At 49.3% G+C, this 16,205-nt stretch carries 13 protein-coding genes and 1 pseudogene; 7 read left to right on the top strand and 7 right to left on the bottom strand.

Annotated elements, in window-relative coordinates; all coding sequences use genetic code 11:
• Positions 1-642: 642 nt before the first annotated feature.
• On the top strand, positions 643-1,986 hold the full coding sequence (locus AC1S52_RS32460) for an S-layer homology domain-containing protein (RefSeq protein WP_482033189.1): 1,344 nt from the start codon (positions 643-645) through the stop codon (positions 1,984-1,986).
• 197 nt (positions 1,987-2,183) lie between these two features.
• Here the strand turns inward: AC1S52_RS32460 and AC1S52_RS32455 are convergent, their stop codons facing one another.
• A complete protein-coding gene (locus AC1S52_RS32455) occupies positions 2,184-3,596 on the bottom strand; it encodes a sensor histidine kinase (RefSeq protein WP_482033188.1) in 1,413 nt (470 codons plus the stop codon).
• 396 nt (positions 3,597-3,992) lie between these two features.
• On the opposite strand from AC1S52_RS32455, the gene AC1S52_RS32450 reads away from it, so the two are divergent.
• A complete protein-coding gene (locus AC1S52_RS32450) occupies positions 3,993-4,316 on the top strand; it encodes a DUF3155 domain-containing protein (protein WP_482033187.1) in 324 nt (107 codons plus the stop codon).
• 465 nt (positions 4,317-4,781) lie between these two features.
• Here AC1S52_RS32450 and AC1S52_RS32445 read toward each other — a convergent pair whose 3' ends face one another.
• The 3 genes from AC1S52_RS32445 to AC1S52_RS32435 all read right to left on the bottom strand — a co-directional run bounded on the left by AC1S52_RS32445 (position 4,782) and on the right by AC1S52_RS32435 (position 7,033).
• Complete coding sequence (locus AC1S52_RS32445) at positions 4,782-5,315, bottom strand: cofactor assembly of complex C subunit B (RefSeq protein WP_482033186.1); 534 nt, start codon at positions 5,313-5,315, stop codon at positions 4,782-4,784.
• A 123-nt stretch (positions 5,316-5,438) separates the two neighbouring features.
• Entirely contained in the window at positions 5,439-5,828 is a 390-nt protein-coding gene (locus tag AC1S52_RS32440; protein WP_482033185.1) for a PadR family transcriptional regulator, read from the bottom strand.
• A gap of 527 nt (positions 5,829-6,355) precedes the next feature.
• Positions 6,356-7,033, bottom strand: coding sequence for a response regulator (locus tag AC1S52_RS32435; RefSeq protein ID WP_482033184.1), 678 nt, complete (start codon positions 7,031-7,033; stop codon positions 6,356-6,358).
• 327 nt (positions 7,034-7,360) lie between these two features.
• Here AC1S52_RS32435 and AC1S52_RS32430 point away from each other — a divergent pair, with 327 nt between their 5' ends.
• On the top strand, positions 7,361-7,936 hold the full coding sequence (locus AC1S52_RS32430; RefSeq protein WP_482033183.1) for a DUF3611 family protein: 576 nt from the start codon (positions 7,361-7,363) through the stop codon (positions 7,934-7,936).
• Between the two features lie 28 nt (positions 7,937-7,964).
• Here AC1S52_RS32430 and AC1S52_RS32425 read toward each other — a convergent pair whose 3' ends face one another.
• Together AC1S52_RS32425 and AC1S52_RS32420 are read right to left on the bottom strand one after the other, a co-directional pair.
• Positions 7,965-8,336: a calcium-binding protein gene (locus tag AC1S52_RS32425; protein WP_482033182.1), complete on the bottom strand. Its 372-nt coding sequence runs from the start codon at positions 8,334-8,336 to the stop codon at positions 7,965-7,967.
• 136 nt (positions 8,337-8,472) lie between these two features.
• Positions 8,473-8,634: pseudogene (locus AC1S52_RS32420) on the bottom strand (DUF2283 domain-containing protein); the annotation flags it as partial.
• Between the two features lie 111 nt (positions 8,635-8,745).
• On the opposite strand from AC1S52_RS32420, the gene AC1S52_RS32415 reads away from it, so the two are divergent.
• The 4 genes from AC1S52_RS32415 (at position 8,746) to AC1S52_RS32400 (ending at position 14,985) form a co-directional block, all read left to right on the top strand.
• The gene (locus tag AC1S52_RS32415) at positions 8,746-9,210 is read left to right on the top strand and encodes a tetratricopeptide repeat protein (RefSeq protein WP_482033181.1); all 465 of its coding nucleotides are present in this window, start codon (positions 8,746-8,748) and stop codon (positions 9,208-9,210) included.
• Positions 9,108-9,644: a tetratricopeptide repeat protein gene (locus tag AC1S52_RS32410; protein WP_482033180.1), complete on the top strand. Its 537-nt coding sequence runs from the start codon at positions 9,108-9,110 to the stop codon at positions 9,642-9,644. The genes AC1S52_RS32415 and AC1S52_RS32410 overlap by 103 nt, the downstream gene beginning before the upstream one ends.
• 564 nt (positions 9,645-10,208) lie before the next feature.
• A complete protein-coding gene (locus tag AC1S52_RS32405; protein ID WP_482033179.1) occupies positions 10,209-14,195 on the top strand; it encodes a magnesium chelatase subunit H in 3,987 nt (1,328 codons plus the stop codon).
• A 232-nt stretch (positions 14,196-14,427) separates the two neighbouring features.
• A complete protein-coding gene (locus AC1S52_RS32400) occupies positions 14,428-14,985 on the top strand; it encodes an ureidoglycolate lyase (protein ID WP_482033178.1) in 558 nt (185 codons plus the stop codon).
• 49 nt (positions 14,986-15,034) lie between these two features.
• Here AC1S52_RS32400 and AC1S52_RS32395 read toward each other — a convergent pair whose 3' ends face one another.
• A complete protein-coding gene (locus AC1S52_RS32395; protein ID WP_482033177.1) occupies positions 15,035-15,391 on the bottom strand; it encodes a BON domain-containing protein in 357 nt (118 codons plus the stop codon).
• Positions 15,392-16,205: the final 814 nt, after the last annotated feature.

The following is a 16,205-nucleotide window of genomic DNA, read 5'->3' as shown; positions in this document are numbered from 1 at the left end:
TTCTGCCATGATGGTTTCTGTCAAAGCTACCATCTTTGCAAATCTGCCTGAAGCCCTGGAAAATGTGTAGCAGCTAAAGCCTCCCACTAAAGTGGGTAGTTTTGACTAGCGTGCTGGGACAATAAACGAAACGCACAATTCATCTGTACTAAAGTGATTGTGTGCTCCATGTTCCACCCAACTCCATCAAGGGATCAGCAAAGATAAATCGCTTTCGTAATTGGCAACACAATTGCCTTTTGCCTCCGTTAGGCTGATGCCCGATGGTCTAACAAGTATTAGGGATTACAACAATCAGAGCGCCCCTCCCTACGAAGCAGGCGATCGCACTTTCAAATCCCTTAAGAGGATGGGCGATTATTTTACCCCCTTAATAGAAAAGATTATTCGTTCAGAAGTAAATAGAGCGAGTATCATCGCTTTGGTGCATTAACAATCTATCCTCGCAGGAGCAACTTCAATGACGCGCTGGGCATCTTTGCCGCTGATAAGAGTAAAAAAACTTTTTGCCAGTACTTATCTAAATCAAGGAATTCCTGCTAAAAGTAATGGATTCCAGCTATCAATCTCATTTAAGAACCTCGCTTCTCGTTAAAAGTCTATAAATCTAACAATTCGTCAATGTACTTGGAGTAGTTTCCCATGTCTTATTCCGTCACCTGGAAATCTGGGACTGCGGCGTTGCTTGCGCTAGGGTTGGTTACAACAACTGCCGCCCCATTCCTAATCTCAGTCCCAGCGATCGCCCAAACCCGCTTTCCTGACGTTCCGGCTGGCTACTGGGCAGAGCCTTTCATTTACGAACTTGCGGCTAAAGGGGTGATTGTTGGCTTTGCAGAAGATGGCACCTTCCGCCCTGAAGACCCAGTGACCCGTGCCCAGTTTGCCGCCATGATCAACCGGGCGTTTAACCGCCCGACTGTCCGCCCTCCCGTTAATTTTGCTGATGTACCTGGAAACTACTGGGGCAGATCGGCGATCGAGCGTGCCTACACTACTGGCTTTATGGCAGGCTATCCGGGCAACTTATTTCGACCAGATGAGAATATCCCTCGCGCTCAAGTGCTGGTATCCCTATCTGCGGGCTTAGATTACGCCAATAATCGACCGATTGACCAGCTACTGGCTTCTAACTTCAATGATGCGGCTCAAATTCCTGGATATGCCCGTCCCGGTGTTGCTGCTGCCACAGAGCGGCAGATCGTAGTTAATTACCCCGATATCAGAACCTTGAACCCGAACCGGGTTGCGACTCGGGCAGAAGTTGCCGCCTCCATTTACCAGGCAATGGTCAGCCAGGGTCTAGCCGCTACGATTCCATCGCCCTACATCGTGGGACAGGCTCCAGTCGCCGTTAGAATTCCGGCGGGAACATCCATTCCTATTGTCTATACCGGAGCAGATCGGCTGATCCTGTCTCAGGAAGAAACCCAACCAATTCCAATCACGCTGAAAGTGGCTCAAAATGTGGTCACTGCTCAGGGGCAGGTGTTGATCCCAGCCGGTAGTGATGTAAATGGACAGTTGGTGGTTACTGACGGAGCCGCTCAATTCACTGCTAATGAAATTGTCTTGCCCAACGGGCAACGGCTTCCAGTTAGCGGCTCTTCGGAGCTAATTAGAAGCTACCTGGTTGTTCGCAAGAACCCCACAACCGGCAAAATCATTGCTGGCACATTAGTCGGTGCGGGTGCGGGTGCTGGAGTTGCGGCTGTGACCGGCGATCGCAAAATTCAAGCATGGGAAGTATTGACGGGGGCAGCGGCTGGAACTCTGGCTGCCACTTTTTTGGGCGGCAGAACGATTGAAGCGATCGCGATTGAACCCAATACCAACCTTTTGCTGACTCTCAATCAGGATTTGGTCATTAGTGGCGATCGTCCACAACCCAGACCCGTTCAACCTGCCACGCCTCTTGCCCCAACACGACAAGAAGCACCGCCGTTTGTCCCGGCTCCCGCAGAGGTCACTCCCCAGAAATTCTAAGGATGGGAATTTAAGCAGGGATTTGCGAAAAAACTTGGAAAGTTTGGTCACTGGTTATTGGTCAATCCGGATTGACCAATAACCAGTGACAATTCCTGCCTGTGACTTTGCTGGCGTGTTGGGTTACTCATCTAAAAATCGCTGTAATTCTCATTCCTGGCAGTCAGTTCAATCTCAAAGTCTTTTTTTAAAAAGCCCTAAGTTTTGAGTGCAGCGGGTAGCTGAACAACGAAGGTGGTTCCCGCCTCAGGGTGTTCTCCGTGGTCTGATAGCCTATTCCGGTGAGATGCCCAGGCAGGGCTAACCACCTGGATTTTTCCATGCATCTGTTCAACCAGGGCATAGGCGATCGCTAACCCTAAACCACTACCAGGAATTTTACTCTGTGCCTGTGCCCCGCGAAACCGACGCTCGAAAATGTGGGGTAAGTCCTGGGCTGAAATTCCTGGTCCCGTATCAGAAATTGAAACCTCTATCCAGGGATGGTCTTCTTCTTTTAAAGCAAGGATACCTGCTTGAACAAGAATTTGCCCCCCGGTTTCAGTGTATTTGAGCGCATTTTCAATCAGATTATTGAGTACTTCTCGCAACGCCTGAGGGTTTGCTTGAACAGGGGGTAGATGGGCAGGAAAATCAGTGTAAATGGTTAAGCTGCGCTCCTCCGCGATCGCCCCTGCCGATGCCAGTAAGGGAGTCAACACCTCGACTACCGAGCAAGGTTCCAGGGACAGCGGTGACCCTGCCAGAACACCAGCACCCGGCAAGAGCGGAATCGCCTCACCCCAGTCCCCAATAGCCGGCGGGAGGGATAGAGGTGTTATTTCAGCTTCATCCATACCCGTAGTAGCTGACTCTAACTGCTGCGATAGTTCCTTCAACCGAGCGGCTTCGCGCACAATACTGGACGCAATTTCACGGTTAGCGTCTCCCGGTACCAGTCGTTTCAGAATTAACTTACTGAAAGTTTGCAGGGCAGTGAGCGAATTGCGGAACTGGTGGAGCAGATTGTCCAAAATGTCGTGCTGCTGTTCCTGAAACAGGTGTTGCTGGCGACGATCCTGATTCAGCCACTGGTAGCGCTGATCCAGGACACAGGCAAGCGCCAGTGTGTTTGCGATCTCATGGATCTGAGATTGTTCCCACTCATTCCATGCCCGATCGCTGCGTTCAGTCACCAGTAACCCCATCACGACTTCTTCATGCATCAGTGGCAAAACCATTTGTCGCTGAGTCACTAAGGTTCCTCGCTGACTTGCCCCTACCTGGTTAGAGGACATGGAAGAAACCTCTAAATCCAGTTCCCCCTCAAAGTCCACCATCGGCTCCAGTGGATGGTTTGCCAGACTGGAAAAGGAAGTAACCGAGTCGGTTAAAAGTCGAGGAGATCTTTCGATACGGGCGATCGCAGGTGGCAACTGAAAAGCACTACTGACCTGCCAATCTGCTGCCGTTTCAGGATACGCCACCACAGGTACCAGTCGTGTTTCAGCCCCTTCCACCAACTCCTGGGTTAAATAGACCACACTCAGCGATGCCCCTAAACCCTGCGTCAAGAGGGCAACTTGAGCACGGCATAGGGCAACAAATTCAGAGCTAGTGGGGATGAACATGCAAAAATAACCCAACCGAGTGAAGCGGAGTATTCGTGTAAACGAGCTAGACCTCAGAAAGTCTGTTTTACCTTGTAGGTTAAAAGAACCGATCTCTATCAGGACACACTCTATATACAAAGATAATTAGCAACGACCCCTTTAGCCAAAACTCTTCCCCCATTCCCAACTCCTATCACCCCTTCCCCATACTCAATGATCCATTTCCCCATCTGCCGGATCCTTTGTGTGATCCCCAGGGTTTATCTCGCAATATTAATTTCCACCCTCAGAAAGATTTAACCTTTGTATCATTGAGTTAAAAGAAGTTGAATTTCCAGTCCCAAATCGATATACTGACGACGTATTTTGTAACTATAACTACACTTGGGTTCTGGAAAAAGGGGGTAAACGGCTTTGGCAAGGAGACGCAAGCGTAAGAGCCGCCGTCGGCAGGAGGGGCGTAGAATTCTTGAGAATGTGCCTCAGTTCAGCATTGAATGTGGTGAAGATAAACCTGTCACCGCTGCGCGCAAGTTTATTCATTCTGAGGGGATTGCTCCGCCAGCTTTACTGCTAGTCAAGCGTAACGAGCATACCACAGACCGGTACTTCTGGGCTGAAAAGGGCTTGTTCGGGGCACAGTATGTTGAGGAAAATCATTTCCTATTTCCCAGTTTGAGACTGTCTGACGATCAGGTTGGAGACCTTCCGGTCGCTACCGTAGTTCGCAGTCATTAGCTTGCTGACTATTGGTATTGATGGAAAGCGACCAAAGTTCTTGTTCCGTCCACATTTGAGCCTATCTCTACAAAGATTTAGGTTTTAGCTTAAACCCCTCCTGATTCTTAATCAGGAGGGGTTTAAGCTATGAACATTAGATAGGCATTTAGGAACGTATCACAATGTTAAGACTTAAGCACTTGCTCAAAAAATAATTAAATATTCTTAAGCTTCTAGCTTGATTGAGCTATTCCAAAAGGCTTGATTTCAACCCAGTCTGCCTTACCCATAATTAACAAAAATTTGATGGGTTGCCCGCTATGCTTAACCCACCCTCTGGATGATTCTGACTCCCTACTTAGGGATGTGCCCCAAAATAAAGTACCCGCTAGGCAAGCTGCTCCACGATGGATTCCCGCCTGCGCGGGAATGACGTTGGGACTTTATTAATTTGCGAGTCCCTTACCGCTTCTGGATAGGCATTTAGCCTGCTGGGGTTAAGGGTAGCGATCGCTGTAGCTCAGCAAGTTCATCCCGGTGAGCTGTCACGGTCACAATACTCGCCCCGCTCTCACTTCCATCCCTAAGCGGCTCAATCTGGAGCAAAACCTTTTCAGCCCGCCCTGCTCTGCGCCAGTAGAACACCCCTGCAACGGGAGAGATAAACACTAGCCCGATCGGCAATGTGCCCGCGTTAGGCAGCAGAATAGATAGCACCAACGCTAGACAAAGCATTCCAACCGCTGTCAACAAAGTCAGAAAAACTGCCAGGAAACGGCTAGGGCGAACAAAACCCTCAAACTCGACCTGACGATCTGCCTCATTCACAGAGGTGATCTCGTAAGCCCGTTTGGCAAAATAATCCTGCAATTGCTCTAGTGTTAACTCTCCCGATTGATCAAACTTCAGTTTTACAATTTGAGTCCGGTCCTTCACCGAGGCTCGAATGAAAAAGAAGAGACCCACCGTTAGCAGCAGGGTAAGCAAAAAAGTAGAAGAGAGAACAGAAGTGTCCATACCGATCGCAAGCACCAGACAAAAAGTACAACTTCAAGTTTAATCAACTCCTGACATCAGGAAAGTTCTTGAAGCTGCACTCCCAGCCTGGAGGCTTGATACAGTCTTTTGAACCCAGACCAATCAGGTGCTCCGGCTAGGAGCTAACCCATTTGAGTGAGGCAAACTGTTATGCTTCCTGACATATTCATACCAAAGCCGAGTCAGGTCTTGAGCTTGCTGGGTAGCGCCAGAGCAAATCTGGTACATACGCCGTGGGCGTCCCCGACCCTCGACTTTTTTCCAGTACCCTTCAATAATTTGCTCATCCTCAAGGAACTTTAAAGCGCTGTAAAGCACCGTATCCGAAAGGCGATAGGTTGGGTACTCATTTTCTAGAAGCTGAATCAGCTCCGTTCCATAGGAGTCTCCCCGAGACAAAACGGAGAGGACATAACACACCGCCAGTTCCTTATTGAGGTAAAAGGGTGGGGGCGCTTGGAAGAATTGGTAAATATCTTCAAACTTCATCATCTTTCCCATCCAGACAACAACAAAAATTCAGTCACTATAGCTGCACCTAACTAGAAGCTAATAGCACTTCACCCTCAACCTAACAGGGGTACCCCAGGATCGACATCAACCGAAAGAATTAAATTATCTTTCTAGCGATAATCCTGCTTGACAAGGGTTTAAGCCTTCGCTACTCAGCTATTTGAGTTCATATCAGGTGAGTGAGAAGTAAGCTTAAAAGCTACATCTCTGAATGTTGGGGCAACAGAAGAGAAACAGGGCTAAAAGCTGCACAATTTGAAGGTTGGGGCAAACCTGAAAAGGTCTAACCGTTTAGCTGTCATCAACAAAGATTCCAGGTTAGCCTAATCTTGAATAAATCATCCACAGCTCAATCCACTAATTCTCGTAACTCAATTCTAGATGCTTCCTGGCAGAATCGTTTATCTAGAGTAAATAAGATTCTATTCTGTCACAAGGGCTTGACAAGCCGATGGGGTGTAACGAGTAGCATTACTATTTGGTTCAAGGAATAACCCTGCAACCGATTAAACTAGTCCTGACCGCAGCGCAACAACGGCTGCCTGAACGCGATCGTCCACCGCCAGTTTGTTCATGATGCCCCGGATGTGGGTTTTAATGGTGTTGGGGCTGAGGTAGAGTACAGCGGCAATTTCAGGATTGCTCTTTCCTTCTACCATGAGTTTGAGAACCTCAAGTTCCCGTTGAGAGAGTTGTCCCGTAAAGGTCGCAGCCGGAGAGGGCGGCTTCAGATGCTCAATCACTCGGCGAGCAATTAGAGGATCTAGATAGGTTGCTCCTTCTTGAGCGGCTGCGATCGCTGCAATCAACCGATCAACATTGGTTCCTTTAATACAATACGCATCTGCACCGCTGGAGAGCGCAGCAATGACCTCGTTCTCGGTGGTGTGGGAGGTTAGCATGACAATCCGAACATCGGGCAGTGCTTCCTTAATTTTCTTGGTAGCTTCGATGCCGTCCATGCGTGGCAAGCCAATATCCATCACCACCACATCAGGCTTTAGCTTCAGCGCCGCTTCTACTCCCAGGTAACCATCAGAAGCCTGCCCTACAACGGTGAGTTGGGGATAGTCTTCCAAAGATTGCTCTAGCCCCAACTGCATCATTGGGTCATCCTCTACGATCAAAATCCGTAGGGAAGGAAGCTCTGGGGCACTATTAGAGGATAGAGTTTGGTCTGACATGAAATGAATAGGAAGTGAATAACTGAAAAAGGCTTTTGAGAAAAATTACCCCTCTATAGCGTTTCCTTTCTGGGGGAGGTACATCTCATCTGTTTGACTCAAGGGTTGTACGGCTATCCATGTACCTTACTGGATTCAAAAACGCTATAAATCAATCTTCTATTGCTAAGTAAAATCTCACAGCCCAACTCTACACAAAATCTGAAGGTTGTGAACCGCAGACTGCTACTTTTTTGCTTCATCCATGCTGGAGTTGCCTACTTATTATGAAGCGAAGAGCGTTACCATGAGAAATTAGCAAGAATAAATCTTTCATATGCCGGGATCATGCTCGACAGACCCAGTTCTTCTTCCGCACCTCCATCCCTCCAGGATATTGCCAAAACCTTTCGTCTAGCAGGATGGTTAGGGTTTTGGTCTCAACTAGTGTTGACGGTTGTTTCGGGCATTATCCTTCTGTTCGCCGGACTCAGCCGCTCCCCCGCAGGTAGCAACCAACCCAGCCCCAGTACTGGCATCGGTGTAGTCGTAACGATCTTCGGGATTGTGGTGCTCCTTTTTAATATGTATTGGGCGCTGTTTCGCTATATCCCGATTGGGCGAAAGTTGAATGGTCCTCCCGCTGGTCGGCCCAAACGACCTGAAACGATCCAGGTTGTGCGGACAGGATTAATTGCCAGCTTAATTGGAATGCTCCTTTCGCTGCTAGGAGCACAGGCAACGGTAGGCTTGCTGGCTGCCAAAGCTTTTAATCAAGGAGTCGGTGGATTTGTCAATGTAGACCCCTCCCGGTTGATTCAGCCGTTGGATATTCTGGTCGTCCAGGCGAGTGTGAATGTGATTTTGGCGCAGTTTTTTGGCATTGGCGCAGCACTCTGGTTATTGAACCGGGTTAGCCGATGATTTAAGCTCAGACGAGCAGCATTAACCCTTAACCAAATTCATAGCCCTGGTTTACCCAGTAATGCCAGTCTGCGATCGCCTGTTGCGTTTCTGCATCTGCATCGGGTGCCTCTAACTGGATCAAGGGCACTGCCAGCGTATCGCCCTCCCAGCTAATCTCCACAAACATTTCCCGTTCGCACTCATCTTCTGATGCCATATCCACCACTTCAACAGTGGCACCTTCCTTTAAGGGAGAAATGCGTCGCTTATGGATGCAGATTGCATTGAAGGGAAATTGCATGGTGTCCTGCAAGTAGTAGTACCAGCCCATTGCCTGCTCTTCCGCTCCATAGGCATCGACCACAATTTCCATTGTGATCCGTTCTTCCCGCTCTGCATCTTGTTCCTGTTTCGGCATAACAAAACTTCCATGCGTTGCTGAATTGTACGCCCAGGTTAACCGTCAAAGCCCCTTTGCAAGGTTGGCATCAATAAACATTATCAACCCCCAACACAAAGGTATGTGAAATTCTGACATCGGTTTTAGAAATCTCTTAAGAGGCTATCAATCCAGTAACAGCCTCATCTGATATCAAACGCCGAAAGTCTAAAACCTCAATTAATACGAGTTTGGTATCTTCAGAATAACGTAAACTCACCTGTCCTTCATCTTCCGCATAGGCAATTGGAGCGTTAGAAAGCTCAATTAATAAAGCATCTACATCTTTGCTGTCAGTAGGTCGGTGAAATCAAATTTAAAGCGAGAATAAGAAATCATGCTTCAGAAGATATTTGCTTTCAGGAAGGCTTGTCACTCAATCGCACTCTTGGTCAGTTTGCCAGTTGCCCTGATGGCAACCGTTGTGAGCGCTCAGCAGGTGAATCAGGAAGAAATTTGCTCCCCTGAAACTGAGAAACCACACTCTACAAGAACGGAACTACCTCAGCCTAAGCCTAGTTCCGTAAGTGCTTATTCACAACTTTCAAAAGCAGAAACAGCCACCAAAGCAGGAAATTATGCTCAAGCTGAAGCAATTTGGCGGCAGGCGATTAAAGCAGGAGCCAACCATGCTTTTGCTTACTTTCAACTTGGAGAGACGTTGAGATTGCAGCGGAAGTTTGAGGAAGCAATCCCAACTTACCGAAAAGCGATCGAGATTGATCCAACCTATAGTCCTGCTTGCGGAGGGTGGGCGCAAGCTTACCAGAAATCTGTCAAGCCTTACATCGCGGGTATGGAGCTTTATCCTTCTCGTGGACAAGAATCTCCTTACATAGGTGCGCTCGTTTGAGGGTCAAGTTACAACCGGACAGATCCGATTTCTATGAATATTTAGGAATAGTTTTGTATGAAGCTAGTCGATTTGATGAGGCGATCACAGCACTCCGTGAATCAATTCGTCTAATGCCATGTGATGTAGATTTTGTTAGGACGGGTCAAGCTGTTGAATACCTAGCCCACTTACTGTGGTTAAAGTCTAGACTAAATGAAACGTCTACAACCTATGCTGAATTGAACGAAATGCTTCCAATCTACGACAAGCTAATTCGTCGCTACCCAAAACATGCGTCAACGCTTTATTTTCGCAAAGGTGAGAAGCTAATTGACATGAAACGCCCAGCAGAGGCAATAGAAGCTTATCGTAAGATCCTTGAAATTGAACCAAACAATAGCTACGTAAAATACAGGCTGACAGAAGCTGAGCAAATGTTGAAATCTCGATGATCTCTGTTTCTTGATCGCAGAGCGGCGGTTGAATGATAAAATTTCCTCTTTAGAAATATAATCCTGAGTGATTCTCCAATCAATCCAATTATCTTTAAAACCGAAAGCTTAGACCTCCGAGGTTTTCAAAACCTCGGAGGTCTGGTGGCTTCAACTTTTCTGGCTTGAACCCTTTAACGGTGTTTGGCATCTGTCAAGTCTTCGCCCAAAATCGCTTGAGCGGGTTTCTGCTCTAAATCATCTCTGAAATAATCGATTAAAGTATCTTTTTGTAAATATAGGCTTAAGTAATCACTCAGGTTTTTGATAACTTTTGCGAACAGATCTTGCGATATTTTTATCGAATTGTGTCAGATGAGGGCTGAAATCCCCATCTGGTAGCGCTTTTCTGATACAAACATTCATGGGTTGCTTGCTGTTGGTCATATTCCTTTAGCTTTCAACCACTAAGCCAATGGTCTGTTACATACCGGAAAGTAAACACTTCGGCTGATCCCTGACCGCCCATTTCTTTGATGCCGATTCCCGCTTAATGCCGATTCATACAGAAGGAGCAAATACCGCATGTTCACCCACGTCAAGCCCACTGTCAGACACGTCGCCCCAGACGATTTGCGCGGGCGATCGCTGATTAAGGTGGTCTATGTCGTGCTGGAGCCTCAGTACCAAAGTTCCCTTTCAGCAGCGGTTCGCTCCATTAACCAGAACCACCCAAACCTGGCTGTTGAAATCAGTGGATATTTGATTGAGGAACTCCGCGATCCCCAAAATTACGAAGACTTTAAGCGCGATGTTTCGCAAGCTAACATCTTCATTGCGTCATTGATTTTCTTGGAAGACCTGGCAGATAAGCTGGTTGCGGCTGTCGAGCCTTACCGCGATCGCCTGGATGTGGCGGTAGTCTTTCCCTCCATGCCCCAGGTGATGCGCCTCAACAAAATGGGTAGCTTCTCTCTGGCGCAGATTGGGCAGTCCAAGAGTGTGATTTCCCAGTTCATGAAGAAGCGTAAGGAGAACTCTGGCGCAGGCTTCCAGGATGCCATGCTGAAGCTGCTTCGCACCCTGCCCCAGGTACTCAAGTACCTGCCGATGGATAAGGCACAGGATGCCCGTAACTTTATGCTTAGCTTCCAGTACTGGCTAGGTGGCAACCAGGAAAACCTGGAAAACTTCCTGCTGATGCTGGCAGATAAATACGTGGCTGGAGCAAACAGCGGGTCACCCCTCCAGTACCGTGAACCCCAGACTTATCCCGATCTGGGTATCTGGCACCCCCTTGCGCCCTGTATGTATGAGGATGTCAAGGAATATCTCAACTGGTTCAACACCCGCCCCGACATTTCCCAGGATATGAAAGACCCCCTGGCTCCCACCGTGGGTCTGGTTCTGCAACGAACCCACCTGGTTACGGGAGATGATGCCCACTACGTGGCGATGGTGTCTGAGTTGGAAGCAATGGGAGCAAGGGTTCTACCTGTTTTTGCTGGAGGGCTGGACTTCTCCAAACCCGTCGATGCCTTCTTCTATGATCCCGTCAACAAAGATCTGCCCATCGTGGATGTGGTCGTGTCCCTGACCGGATTTGCCCTGGTCGGCGGTCCCGCCCGTCAGGATCATCCCAAGGCGATCGAGGCTCTGAAACGGCTGAATCGTCCCTATATGGTGGCACTGCCGCTAGTATTCCAGACGACGGAGGAATGGCAGGATAGTGAACTGGGTTTGCACCCAATCCAGGTGGCATTGCAGATTGCCCTGCCAGAACTGGACGGCGGCATTGAGCCGATTATTCTCTCTGGTCGAGATGGGGCAACCGGAAAAGCGATCGCCCTGCAAGACCGGGTTGAAGCGATCGCCCAGCGGGCAATGAATTGGTCAAACCTGCGTCGCAAGCCCAAGCTACATAAGCGGGTTGCCATTACGGTCTTCAGCTTCCCACCGGATAAAGGTAACGTGGGCACAGCCGCTTACCTGGATGTGTTCGGCTCCATTTATAAAGTGATGGAGTCACTAAAGCAGAACGGCTATGACGTACAGGGTCTTCCCGAAGATCCTGAAAAGTTAATGCTGGAAGTGTTGCACGATGCCAGAGCACAGTACAACAGCCCCGAACTTAACATCGCGTACCGGATGTCAGTCCCAGAGTATGAGGAACTGACCCCCTACTATGAGCGGTTGATCCCCTCCTGGGGCGAACCCCCCGGACACCTGAACACGGATGGACAAAACTTGCTGGTCTACGGCAAGTCCTTTGGCAATATTTTCATTGGTGTCCAACCCACCTTCGGCTACGAAGGCGACCCCATGCGCTTGTTGTTCTCTCGCTCTGCCAGTCCCCACCACGGCTTTGCAGCCTATTACACTTATCTGGAAAAGATCTGGAAAGCGGATGCCGTGTTGCACTTCGGTACCCACGGTTCCCTGGAGTTCATGCCCGGTAAGCAGATTGGCATGTCCGATGAATGCTTCCCCGACAGCCTGATTGGCAACATCCCTAACCTCTACTACTACGCGGCAAACAACCCCAGCGAGGCAACGATCGCCAAGCGCCGTTCCTATGCTGAAACCATCAGCTACCTTACCCCTCCGGCTGAAAACGCCGGACTCTATAAGGGATTGAAGGAACTGAGCGAACTGATTGCCTCCTACCAGACCCTCAAAGACACCGGACGGGGTGATTCGATCACCAACACCATCATGGACAAGTGCCGCATGGTGAATCTGGAAAAAGATATTGCCCTGCCGGAGAAAGATGCTAAGGATATGACCTCGGAGGAGCGGGATACCCTGGTGGGCAAGGTCTACATCAAGTTGATGGAGATTGAGTCGCGTCTGTTGCCCTGTGGTCTACATACGATTGGAAAACCACCAACCGCTGAAGAAGCAATCGCCACCCTGGTCAATATTGCCAGTCTGGATCGGGAAGAGGAAGGCATCCTCAGCCTGCAACGAATCATTGCTAACAGCATCGGGCGGAGTATCGATCAGGTGTATGAACAGAGCGATCGCGGCATCCTGGATGATGTTCAACTTCTGAACGACATCAACCAGGCAGTTCGCAATGCTGTGGGGGCAATGGTTCACGCCCAGATCGATGAAGAAGGGCGGGTTTCCAAAATGTCCATGCTGGGCAATCTATTCCAGATGGGCGGCAAAAAAACACCCTGGGTCGAGGCACTGCACACCGCAGGCTACACCAGCGTGGATAACGAAGCCCTCAAGCCCCTATTTGAATATCTGCAATTCTGCCTCAAGCAGGTGGTTGCCGATAATGAACTGGGTGCCCTGCTACTGGCATTGGACGGGCAATACATTCTCCCTGGTCCCGGTGGTGATCCCATCCGTAATCCCGATGTGTTGCCTACGGGTAAAAATATCCATGCCCTCGATCCCCAGGCGATCCCTACAGCAGCAGCAGTCAAGTCAGCCAAAGTCGTGGTCGATCGCCTCCTCGCCCGCCAAGCCGCCGAAAATGGTGGCAAGTACCCCGAAACGATCGCCTCGGTTCTCTGGGGCACGGACAATATCAAGACCTACGGCGAATCCCTTGCCCAGATCATGTGGATGGTAGGGGTCCGTCCCCTGCCCGACTCTTTGGGACGGGTGAACAAACTGGAGTTGATCCCCCTGGAAGAATTGGGTCGTCCCCGAATCGATGTGGTGGTGAACTGCTCCGGTGTATTCCGGGATCTGTTCATTAACCAGATGACTTTGCTCGATCGCGCCGTCAAAATGGCAGCGGAAGCAGAGGAACCCCTGGAAATGAACTTTGTCCGTAAGCACGCTCTCCAGCAAGCAAAGGAATTGGGGCTGGAACTGCGACAGGCAGCCACCCGCATCTTCTCCAATGCCTCTGGTTCCTACTCCTCCAACATCAACCTGGCGGTGGAAAACGGCACCTGGGAGCAGGAGGCAGAGCTTCAGGACATGTACCTGTCACGCAAATCCTTTGCCTTCTCCTCCGACAACCCCGGCATGATGGAGCAAAGTCGCGAACTGTTTGAGGCATCGTTGAAAACAGCGGAAGTCACCTTCCAGAACCTCGACTCCTCGGAAATTTCCCTGACGGACGTTTCCCACTACTACGACTCCGACCCCACCAAGATCGTTGCTCGCCTGCGGGATGATGGCAAAACGCCCGCTTCCTACATGGCAGACACCACAACCGCCAACGCTCAGATCCGCACTCTGTCGGAAACGGTGCGTCTGGATGCCCGCACCAAACTGCTGAATCCCAAGTGGTATGAGGGCATGTTGAGCCACGGTTACGAAGGGGTACGTGAATTGTCGAAGCGGTTGGTCAACACGATGGGTTGGTCTGCCACCGCCGGAGCTGTCGATAACTGGGTCTACGAAGACACCAACACCACGTTCTTCAAGGACGATGAGATGTGCAAACGGTTGATCGACATGAACCCCAACTCCTTCCGCAAGATGGTCACTACCCTGCTGGAGGCAAACGGTCGCGGCTACTGGGAAACCAGTGAAGAAAACCTCGATCGCCTGCGCCAGCTTTACCAGGAAGTCGAAGACCGGATCGAAGGAATCGATTAACCCTGGTACCACCCAAATTTAGATCCCCGGAATCTTGGAGTTTCCGGGGATCTTTGTTAAGGTTCTATGCTTAAATCAGCACTATTCACAGCAAAAGGCACAGGGCAGAGGTTTCAAGACTGAAGGCTGAAGGCTGAAGGCTAAAATTTAATACCACCTGACCACCAACGACCTCTAACAACTAGCAACTTTCTCCACCCCCTACCCCCCAGACTCTACCGAGGGCTTCGCGATGGAAACCTATCTGCTGAAACAAATTCCTGCGATTTCAATCACCCCCGATCGCTTCAAACCCTACGGTCAGGTCATTGTTGCTTCAGAGGATGGCAAACCCTACGGTACTGAGGATGCCCAACTGGAATTGGGTAATGGTACTCCCCGCTTTTACATCATGCGGCTGCGCGATCGTGGACTGAGATTTCACAAAATTACCCGCCATCTATGCTGCACCCAATGTCTGGGGGCATTGGAAGGAAAAGACTGGTTGCTTGGAGTTGCCCCTCCGACGGACACACTTCAACCCAATTGGGAAGCGATCGAGGTGTTTCACATTCCTGGCAACTGCTTCATCAAGCTCGAAGTCGGAACCTGGCACGCTGGTCCCTATTTTGAACATTCCAGCGTGGATTTCTACAACCTTGAGCTGAAGGATACAAACGTTGTTGACCACGATACCTGCAATTTACTCGAAAGCTTTGGGGTCGAATTTGAGATCACTAAAGCTGAAGCGATTGATAGCGATTCTCAAACGAGTGCGGTACAAACTAATACCAAACCCCTTACTGAATAAAGCCGTTTGGCCGCACACACAAATGGGAATTGCTACAGGTGATCAACCATTATTTATCAACCAGTCGGACTCCATAAGATTCGACATTCCACGTCCCCGTTACGTTCTTTGCAGCCTCAACCATCTGGTCAAGCACCGTATGGTCAGGCACTCGCCCCGACAAAATGACCACCGCACCCCGCTGGGTAACCCGCAATTGCTCAACATCCTGGGGTAAGAATCGCTGACGCAGCATTTGGATAACGCGCTTTGCCAAACCACTGTGATCGTATTCGCCGTTTAAGCCCATACGCTCTGGCGGAATAGTTTTAAAGAAATAGGCTGAATCCGTTGCAGAATCTAACGGATTCAATGAATAACCTGCCCAACCCTGCTCCAATCCTGGAGAACTGACTGATAGGCTCATAGATGCACTATCCCCATGACTACAACTTTAAGGTGACGATGGAAAATGTAAAGTAATTGTAAATCTATCTTCAGCGGCTCGTTAAGAACTGTTATGAAGACTACTTGATTGAGAAATTGTTTTAGGATAAGGGGCATAAAACCTGCTTATCCTTGACCTGACTGACTTTACAGCCCTGTAGAGACACTACACATAAAATCCTCAAACTTGTACCCCCTTAGGAGGGTTGTTTTGATGTAGTGCTTAATACATAGAATTCAGAAGCCAGAATTCCATCGATAGAACTTAATCGACAATGAAATGATGAAGCTGGATCAATCAGGTTGAATTGATAGAATCCATAGACTTCGCTAGATGATTTAATAAGGACGACCTTCGAATCACCTTTCTCCAGAAAATAGTGGTTTTTAACCCATCAAAAGATGAGATAGGAGATATACCTGGCGGTTGATTTTGAGATATCTAGGCATTGAAAATGTTGGGTTTCGCCGGCGTTCGACCCAACCTTGTATCTTTCGAGAGTAGGTAGCCCGTCCCAACCGAGGTGAAAAAAACGCCGTTCCGTAGCGCGGGTCGCCAGTATCGTAAAAAAGCGCCTAGTAGACTGCACCCAACTGGTGTCAGACACCGCTGCGTAGCAAAAAGTCGCTAGGCGCTTCATCCAACGACCCAACTCGAACAATCGCCTGGGGAAAACCCCGCATCCAGCAAGGACGAGTGGTCAATGGAACTAAACAACGTGATTCTAAGCATAAACGATGAATCCAGAAACTACATGGGTCGGCATTGATGTTTCAAAAGCCAGTCTAGATGT

Source organism: Kovacikia sp. CALU 1929 (assembly GCF_056784235.1).
This window is presented reverse-complemented; position numbering and strand designations above follow the sequence as displayed.

Coding starts and splice junctions, on each gene's coding strand:
- AC1S52_RS32460 (WP_482033189.1), top strand. CDS start 643: ATGTCTTATTCCGTCACCTGGAAATCTGGGACTGCGGCGTTGCTTGCG.
- AC1S52_RS32455 (WP_482033188.1), bottom strand. CDS start 3,596: ATGTTCATCCCCACTAGCTCTGAATTTGTTGCCCTATGCCGTGCTCAA.
- AC1S52_RS32445 (WP_482033186.1), bottom strand. CDS start 5,315: ATGGACACTTCTGTTCTCTCTTCTACTTTTTTGCTTACCCTGCTGCTA.
- AC1S52_RS32440 (WP_482033185.1), bottom strand. CDS start 5,828: ATGATGAAGTTTGAAGATATTTACCAATTCTTCCAAGCGCCCCCACCC.
- AC1S52_RS32435 (WP_482033184.1), bottom strand. CDS start 7,033: ATGTCAGACCAAACTCTATCCTCTAATAGTGCCCCAGAGCTTCCTTCC.
- AC1S52_RS32430 (WP_482033183.1), top strand. CDS start 7,361: ATGCTCGACAGACCCAGTTCTTCTTCCGCACCTCCATCCCTCCAGGAT.
- AC1S52_RS32425 (WP_482033182.1), bottom strand. CDS start 8,336: ATGCCGAAACAGGAACAAGATGCAGAGCGGGAAGAACGGATCACAATG.
- AC1S52_RS32405 (WP_482033179.1), top strand. CDS start 10,209: ATGTTCACCCACGTCAAGCCCACTGTCAGACACGTCGCCCCAGACGAT.
- AC1S52_RS32400 (WP_482033178.1), top strand. CDS start 14,428: ATGGAAACCTATCTGCTGAAACAAATTCCTGCGATTTCAATCACCCCC.
- AC1S52_RS32395 (WP_482033177.1), bottom strand. CDS start 15,391: ATGAGCCTATCAGTCAGTTCTCCAGGATTGGAGCAGGGTTGGGCAGGT.